Source organism: Mesorhizobium sp. M7A.F.Ca.ET.027.02.1.1, from assembly GCF_004022985.1.
Lineage (GTDB): Bacteria > Pseudomonadota > Alphaproteobacteria > Rhizobiales > Rhizobiaceae > Mesorhizobium.
Window position 1 is genome coordinate 1 of the sequence record NZ_RZOL01000311.1, and the last position, 7,378, is coordinate 7,378.

The 7,378-nt window shown below is 64.7% G+C and carries 6 protein-coding genes and 2 pseudogenes; 7 read left to right on the forward strand and 1 reads right to left on the reverse strand.

Translation table 11 applies throughout. From position 1 onward, the window contains the following. From EN749_RS26325 to EN749_RS37830, 7 genes and pseudogenes are all read left to right on the forward strand, one after another. Window positions 1-521: pseudogene (locus tag EN749_RS26325) on the forward strand (carbohydrate kinase); the annotation flags it as partial. Next, window positions 518-2,062: a sugar ABC transporter ATP-binding protein gene (locus EN749_RS26330; RefSeq protein WP_127809115.1), complete on the forward strand. Its 1,545-nt coding sequence runs from the start codon at window positions 518-520 to the stop codon at window positions 2,060-2,062. The pseudogene EN749_RS26325 and the gene EN749_RS26330, both read left to right, overlap by 4 nt. Then, on the forward strand, window positions 2,059-3,057 hold the full coding sequence (locus tag EN749_RS26335; RefSeq protein ID WP_127809116.1) for a ribose ABC transporter permease: 999 nt from the start codon (window positions 2,059-2,061) through the stop codon (window positions 3,055-3,057). The genes EN749_RS26330 and EN749_RS26335 overlap by 4 nt, the downstream gene beginning before the upstream one ends. A gap of 76 nt (window positions 3,058-3,133) precedes the next feature. Next, entirely contained in the window at window positions 3,134-4,072 is a 939-nt protein-coding gene (locus tag EN749_RS26340) for an ABC transporter substrate-binding protein (protein ID WP_128288228.1), read from the forward strand. A gap of 97 nt (window positions 4,073-4,169) precedes the next feature. Beyond that, window positions 4,170-5,063, forward strand: coding sequence for a sugar phosphate isomerase/epimerase (locus tag EN749_RS26345; RefSeq protein ID WP_128364259.1), 894 nt, complete (start codon window positions 4,170-4,172; stop codon window positions 5,061-5,063). Between the two features lie 339 nt (window positions 5,064-5,402). After that, window positions 5,403-5,756: a cupin domain-containing protein gene (locus tag EN749_RS26350; protein WP_127266678.1), complete on the forward strand. Its 354-nt coding sequence runs from the start codon at window positions 5,403-5,405 to the stop codon at window positions 5,754-5,756. 947 nt (window positions 5,757-6,703) lie between these two features. Next, window positions 6,704-6,868, forward strand: coding sequence for a hypothetical protein (locus EN749_RS37830; RefSeq protein ID WP_164895614.1), 165 nt, complete (start codon window positions 6,704-6,706; stop codon window positions 6,866-6,868). A gap of 148 nt (window positions 6,869-7,016) precedes the next feature. On the opposite strand, the pseudogene EN749_RS26360 reads toward EN749_RS37830, so the two are convergent. After that, window positions 7,017-7,378: pseudogene (locus EN749_RS26360) on the reverse strand (hypothetical protein); the annotation flags it as partial.

The window sequence follows — 7,378 nt, forward strand, 5'->3', positions numbered from 1 at the left end:
GGCGCGAATTCGCAACAATCAGCGCCGGCTGGCAAGGCGAGATCGCCGGCCCAGTGGTGCAGCGGGTGATCGACGCCGGCATCATGGCGCTGCCGAGCTTTGCGCCAGGCGGGCCGATGTCGGGGCATTCCGGCCGACTGGTCGGGCGCGCGCCCAATGCCGAGGAACGCGCGGCCGCGGCGCTGCTCTACGTCGCGCTGATGGTCGATCTCTGCCTCGACCTCATCCATTCGAACAACACGGTGATCGTCGACGGCGGGCTGAACACGGGCGGCCTGCTCGCCGCGCTGCTGGCGCAGTTGCGTCCCGGCCAGGCCTTCCTGCAGGGCGCCACGCTGGAGGGCAGCGCCACGGGTGCCGCGGCGCTCGCCTTCGAGAGCGTCGGGCGCGAATTCGCCGCCGAAGTTCCGGAGCCGGTGCGCGCATCGCGTTTCACCGGGTTGGCAGGCTATCGCAGCAATTGGCGCGACGCCACCATGGACCGCGGCGTCGCTGATGCGGCAGTGGGAGGCGCGCGATGAGTGCGATTGCCAGGGCCGAGACCGCGCGCCAGCCGGTGCTGGAGATGCGGCACATCTCCAAGACGTTCGGCACCATCCGTGCCTTGCACGATGTCTCGCTCAGCGTCCACGCCGGCGAGCTGCACGCCTTGATGGGCGAAAACGGCGCCGGCAAGTCGACATTGATGAAAGTGCTTTCAGGCGCCTATCGGCCGGATGCCGGCGGCGAGATCCTGATCGACGGCATGCCGGCCGCGACCGGCGATCCGATCAAGGCGCGCGCCAGCGGCGTCGCGGTGATCTATCAGGAGCTGTCGCTGGCGCCCAATCTGACGGTGGCGCAAAACATCTTCCTCGGCAACGAGCCGCGACGCTTCGGTATCGTCGACCGCGACCAGTGCACCCGGCGCGCCAGGGAGATCATCGCGCGTCTGGGCGTCTCCTTTTCGGCCCGCGACATGGTCTCCAGCCTGTCGCTCGGCGAGCGCCAATTGGTCGAGATCGCCCGCGCGCTGTCGACCAATGCGCGCATCATCGTCATGGACGAGCCGACCACGTCGCTGACCTCGCGCGAGACCGACCGGCTGTTCGAGGTCATCGCGACGCTGAAATCGCAAGGCATCGCAATCATCTACATCAGTCACCGCATGGAAGAGGTCTACCAGCTTGCCGATCGCGTCAGTGTGCTGCGCGACAGCGGCTATGTCGGTACGCTCGAGCGTGCCGACCTCAGCGCCTCGCGCCTGGTGTCGATGATGGTCGGCCGCGATCTGTCGGCTTTCTACAAGAAGGATCATCGGCCGCCGGACGAAAAGCGCGCGGTGGCGCTCTCGGTGCGTGGCATGTCCGACGGCCGTCTCCTGAAAAACTGTTCGTTCGACCTGCACAAGGGCGAGGTGCTGGCGCTGGCGGGTCTGGTCGGCTCCGGCCGTACCGAGCTTGCGCGGCTGATCTTCGGCGCCGACAGGCGCGTGTCAGGCACGCTGGAACTCGACGGCAAACCTGTAACCATCGGCTCGCCGCGCGAGGCGCTCGATGCCGGCATCGCCTATCTGACCGAGGATCGCAAGGAACTCGGCCTGTTCCTCGACATGTCGATTTCCGACAACATCAGCATGGGCGTGCTGGCGCGGGATTCGCATGCCGGTGGCTTGCGCGACTTCGCGGCCGCCGAAAGGCGCGCTTCCAGGGCCGTTGCCGATCTCTCCATCCGCACCAGTTCGGTGCAGGCCAATGCCGGCTCGCTGTCCGGCGGCAACCAGCAGAAGGTGCTGCTCGCCCGCCTGCTCGAAACCGAGCCGAAGGTGGTCATCCTCGATGAGCCGACCCGCGGCGTCGATGTCGGAGCGAAATCGGAAATCTACCGGCTGATCGACAATCTCGCCAAACAGGGCATCGCCATCCTGATGATCTCCAGCGAACTGCCCGAGGTGATCGGCGTCGCCGACCGCGTGCTGGTGATGCGCGACGGTACGATATCGGGCGAGGTGACGGCATCGCAAGGCGAGCCGCTGAGCCAGGAGAAAATCATGGAACTTGCAACGGGAGCGGCTCAGCAATGACCGACAAGGCGACCGAGATCAGCGCAGGCGGCCAGGCCACCGGCACAAGCCGACGGTTGCGCACGGCTTTCGCTGCCCTCGGCATGCTGCCGGTGCTGATCCTGCTGGCGGCCGGCTTCCAGTTCCTGAACCCCCGCTTCCTGACCGAGACCAACCTCTTGATCGTCACCCAGCAGTCGTCGATCAACATCGTGCTGGCGGCCGGCATGACCTTCGTCATCCTGACCGGCGGTATCGACCTGTCCGTCGGCGCCATCCTCGCCGCATCGGCGATGGTGGCGGTGATGGTGTCGCTGGCGCCGGACTGGGGTTTGCTCGGCGTGCCGGCGGCCATTCTGGTCGGCCTCGGCTTCGGCCTCATCAACGGGCTGCTCATCGCCTACATCAAGTTGCCGCCCTTCATCGTCACGCTGGGTTCGCTGACCGCGGTGCGCGGCGTCGCCCGCCTGCTCGGCCAGGACACCACGGTGTTCAACTCGGACCTGCCGTTCGATTTCATCGGCAACGGTTCGCTGTTCGGCATTCCGTGGCTGGTCATCATCGCGCTGTCGGTGGTTGTGCTGTCCTGGCTGGTGCTCAAGCGCACCGTGCTCGGCACCTGGATCTATGCCGTCGGCGGCAATGCCGAAGCGGCGCGGCTGACCGGCATCAAGGTGCCGCTGGTGCTGCTCTTCGTCTATGGCGTTTCCGGCCTGCTGGCCGGTCTTGGCGGCGCCATGTCGGCGGCCCGGCTCTACGCAGCCAACGGCTTGCAGCTCGGGCAATCCTACGAACTCGACGCCATTGCCGCGGTCATCCTCGGCGGCACCAGCTTCGTCGGCGGCGTCGGCTCGATCTGGGGTACGCTGATCGGCGGCCTGATCATCGCGGTGCTCTCCAATGGGCTCATCTTGGCCGGTGTCTCCGACATCTGGCAGTACATCATCAAGGGATTGGTCATCATCGTGGCGGTCGCCCTCGACCGCTACAGGCTCCAGGCAGGAGCAAGAACGTGATTGACCTTAGTCGCCGGCGTCAACGACCGGTTTGTGTAACGCACCGTGAGAGGCGCGGGGCAATCGGAGGAAAGCAATGAAGACCATCGCCAAACTGCTCTGCGGCGTCGCACTCGCGTCGCTCGCCATCGCGCCTGCTTCGGCCAAGGACCTCAACAAGGTCGGTATCTCGGTCGGCCTGCTCGGCAATCCCTTCTTCGTCGCCACCATCAAGGGCATCGAGGACGCGGCCAAGAAGATCAACCCGAAGGTCGAGGTGACCTCGGTGTCGGCCGACTATGACCTCAACAAGCAGGTCTCGCAGGTCGATTCGTTCATCGCCGCCGGCGTCGACGTGATCATGCTCAATGCCGTCGACGCCAAGGCGATCGCGCCGGCGGTGAAGAAGGCACAGGCTGCGGGTATCGTCGTTGCCGCCTTCGACGTTTCGGCGCCGGGCGCCGACGTCACCGTGATGACCAACAACGTCAAGGCCGGCGAAGAGGCCTGCAAGTACCTGATCGACCACACCGGCGGCAAGGGAGACTACGTCATCCTCAACGGACCGGCATCGTCCTCGATCCTGGAGCGGGTGAAGGGCTGCAAGAACGTGCTGGCGCAGCATCCCGACATCAAGATCCTCTCCGACGACCAGAATGCCGAAGGCTCGCGCGACGGCGGCCTGAAGGTGTTCCAGTCGCTGCTCACCCGCTTCGACAAGATCGATGCGGTGTTTGCCATCAATGACCCGACGGCGATCGGCGCCCAGCTTGCGGCCAAGCAGCTCAACCGTTCGGAATTCATCTTCACCGCCGTCGACGGCGCGCCCGATATCGAGAAGGAACTCTCCTCCGGCACCTCGATGATCAAGGCCTCGGCCTCGCAGGATCCTTACGTGATGGCCGGCCAGTCGCTGACGATGGCGGCCGAACTGCTGGCCGGCAAGAAGCCGGCGGAGCCGACCGTGCTGCTCGACCCGAAGCTGATCACGGCCGAGAACCTGAAGGACTACAAGGGCTGGACCGCGGCCCGCTAAACGTCCCTCAGCAGCGTGCGGCCGGGATCACCCGGCCGCACGTCTTGTCCAGGCATCGGTTCCCCATGGGGCCGATGCGCAGAAGCCGGAGACGATGATGTCGCGTATTGGAATCCATTCTTTTGTCTGGTCGGTGGGCTCGGCTCAGGCCGATCTCGAGCGCACGCTGGCCAACACCAGGGAGGCCGGCTTCGACCTCATCGAATTCTCCTATCTCGACCCCGCCAATGTCGACATCGGCGGGCTCGCCGGGCGCATTGCCGATCTTGGCCTCGGCGTCGCGATCAGCATCGGATTGCCTGTTGATGGCGACATTTCGAGCGCCGACAAGGCGATTGCCGCGCGCGGCGTCGAAATCCTCAACGACACCATCGCGCTGACGCGCGATCTCGGCGGCCGGAAGGTCGCCGGCATTCTCTCGACCAGCCACGGATTGCAGGTCGAGGCGCCGACGCGCGATCAATGGCAGCGCAGTGCCGGCACGCTGGCCAAGGTTGCCGAGACAGCCAAGGCGGCCGGCGTCACGCTCAACCTCGAGATCGTCAACCGCTTCGAAAGCAATCTGCTCAACACCGCCGCGCAAGGGCTGGCCTTCATCGAGGACACAGGCTCGGACAACATCTTCCTGCATCTCGACACCTTCCACATGAACATCGAGGAGGCCGATGTCGGGCTGGCCATCCGTCATGCCGCGGATAAGATCGGCTATGTCCATATCGGCGAAAGCCATCGCGGCTTCCTCGGCACCGGCAATATCGACTTCGCCGCGATCTTCGATGCGCTGACCGCTATCGGCTACAGCGACGACCTCAGCTTCGAATCCTTCTCTTCGGAAATCGTCGATGAGAACCTGTCGAAGAAGACCGCGATCTGGCGCAATCTGTGGACGGACAACATGGCGCTGGCCAAGCACGCGCGTGCTTTCATCGGTCTGGGAATAGAGACGGCAAGGCGCAAGGCGGAACTCGTCTCGGCGCGGCACAAACCCTGACCCGCCCGTCGAGGGCCGAAGGACGCGGCGTGCGCCACAGGGCAGGGTGCCGAACTCAGATTAACAACAGGCCTCGAGGCAGCCGGTATTGGCGGCTTTTGTGCCGCCATTTTTCCGAGATAGGAATTTTTTCTTGACGCGGTGACCTCAGCTATGGTACATATTTGCCTATGGTGCTGACTTGCGCCAGTGACCCGCCGCACAGGCGGGTTTTTTGTTTGATGCACCGTCAGCCAAGGTGCCGGCCGTATGGCGCCGGCATTGCTCGCGGCAGGTGCATCGGTTATCTGACCGGCCAGGCAAACAACGCCACGCAATCCACCAAACGGAGCCCAGCACATGACCCGCGAGACAATCCTCAAATTCGGCACCGTCGAACACGCGGACGCCGGCGATCTGGCTGGCTGGATCGTCGTCGAGGGCAAGCCGACCATGCAAACCGCCGTCCAGCACACGACCGAGGACGGCAAGGTGTTGTCGGGCACCTGGCGCGCGACGCCCGGCACCTATCACGCCACCTATACCGACTACGAGTTCGTGCACATGATCGCCGGCCGCATCATCATCACGCCGGACGGCGGCACACCGGTCGAGGTCGGCCCCGGCGATGCCTTCGTGGTGGAAGCCGATTTCAAAGGAACCTGGAAGATCATCGAGCCGGTGACGAAGCATTTTGTCGTGCGGGTCGGCTGAGGCGGGGTGATCCGTCTGGCCCGCCATGGTTCGCATGGCGGGCGAGTGCTCAAGCGAACGCTTTTTCGTGCCTCCGCGGGGCCTTTTGGAGGCCATCCCACCCGACATCGCGTGGCTGTCGCCGATGACTCGGAGGAGGTGCGCTGACCTGAAGCGCGGTAAGCCTATTCGCTGATCTCTGCATTCGCCGGGGCCTCGGCCAGGCCAATCGCCGGACTCCGGCCATTGGATCACGAAGGCGTCTGCGGCGTCATCCACGGTCGGCATCGACTGAGTGATACGGCACTCGCCAGCCAAGCGATCTCTCACCGGTGCTTACCAGCCAAGTATCCTTGATACACCGGATTGATCCCCTAGTTCTTTCGGGGGCGCGGCAATCGCGAGGTTGCCGCGGGGGCAGCGGCGGTTCGCGCCGTTCTGACTGCAAGCCGCGGAAAGACGGTTGGACCGACGCATCCATGGAGGTTGTCGTGCGTCAATCGTGTGGATTCACCTGTGCGTATTTCGTCTTAGCTTGCTCGATCGCGGTAGTTTGCGCAGGAGCTGCAACCGGTGGTCAGCAGGGCGGAGGGCATGGCAACGGCGGCCATGGTTCTGGTGGCCATGGTGGCGGCGGAGGTCATGACGCCGGCGGCAACCACGGCGGCTCGCAGAAAGGGACTAGCGATGACCCCGGCGGCTCCAGTTCGTCGGCGGACGACGGCGAGACCAGCACAAGCGGCACTGCGACAGTCCCTGGGACGGTAGGTCCGGCCGCCGCTACTGCTGTTGCGTCCGCAAGGGGCGGACAGTCGCTCGACCTGCCGGCCGCTCTCCAGCCTCCCAGCGACAGCAACACTCAATCAACAGTCAGCCGAACCGAGGCGCTGCCGGGCGTCCCGGATAAAGTCGTTCGGGCCTGCCATGATGCCATCGAGTCGGCCGCCGCTCCGTTTGGGGCGACCAGCGTGCGCGTCGCCAGCGCGGGCGTCGTACATCAGTTGAGTCGGGCGACGATCTCGGCCCCTATCGAGGTCAGCATCGACTATGTGCGGCAAGGCAACGTGGAAACACGGCAGGCGGCGGTCCAATGCGAATTGGACGCGACAGGCAGCGTGATCGGCCTGACATAGCGAACCGCGCAGAACACCTCGCTGATGAAGCAGGGTGAATTCGAGAGGCCATTCATCTTTGGCCGAAATGGCAGCAGGCCTCGGGTGTGTTACCAAGGGTGCGGGGCATCAAAGATGGCCTTCCACGGAAGGGACCGCGCAGTCGGAATCACTGTGGTGTCGCGTGTCTTGGCAAGAGCGAGTAAGGAAGTGTGATCGAACGCACCCGGATCATCCGCGAAGGGTTGCGAACCTTGCCAGTCTTCTTGCTGACGGCCGTCACCTGGCTGGCTGCCGCGCGGCCAGAACGCGGCTTCAGGGGCGGTTCGATCTGCGCGCTGCGGCGCTCAGTCCTGAGCCTGTCGTTGTCCCCGCGCGCCGCTGCCAAGTCGCGGGCAAGAGAAACAGTGGCCTCGCGTTGCTCGTCCAGAGCCTCCTGAAGCTTAGCGACACGCACCAAAAGAGCTTGGGCGGCGGCTTCGCGCTCGATGCGGGCTCTGTCGAGATCCTTACGATTCATGACGGCTGTAG

Bases quoted from the DNA above. Each gene is read 5' to 3' on its own strand.
- EN749_RS26335 (WP_127809116.1), top strand. From the start codon at position 2,059: ATGACCGACAAGGCGACCGAGATCAGCGCAGGCGGCCAGGCCACCGGC.
- EN749_RS26340 (WP_128288228.1), top strand. From the start codon at position 3,134: ATGAAGACCATCGCCAAACTGCTCTGCGGCGTCGCACTCGCGTCGCTC.
- EN749_RS26345 (WP_128364259.1), top strand. From the start codon at position 4,170: ATGTCGCGTATTGGAATCCATTCTTTTGTCTGGTCGGTGGGCTCGGCT.
- EN749_RS26330 (WP_127809115.1), top strand. From the start codon at position 518: ATGAGTGCGATTGCCAGGGCCGAGACCGCGCGCCAGCCGGTGCTGGAG.
- EN749_RS26350 (WP_127266678.1), top strand. From the start codon at position 5,403: ATGACCCGCGAGACAATCCTCAAATTCGGCACCGTCGAACACGCGGAC.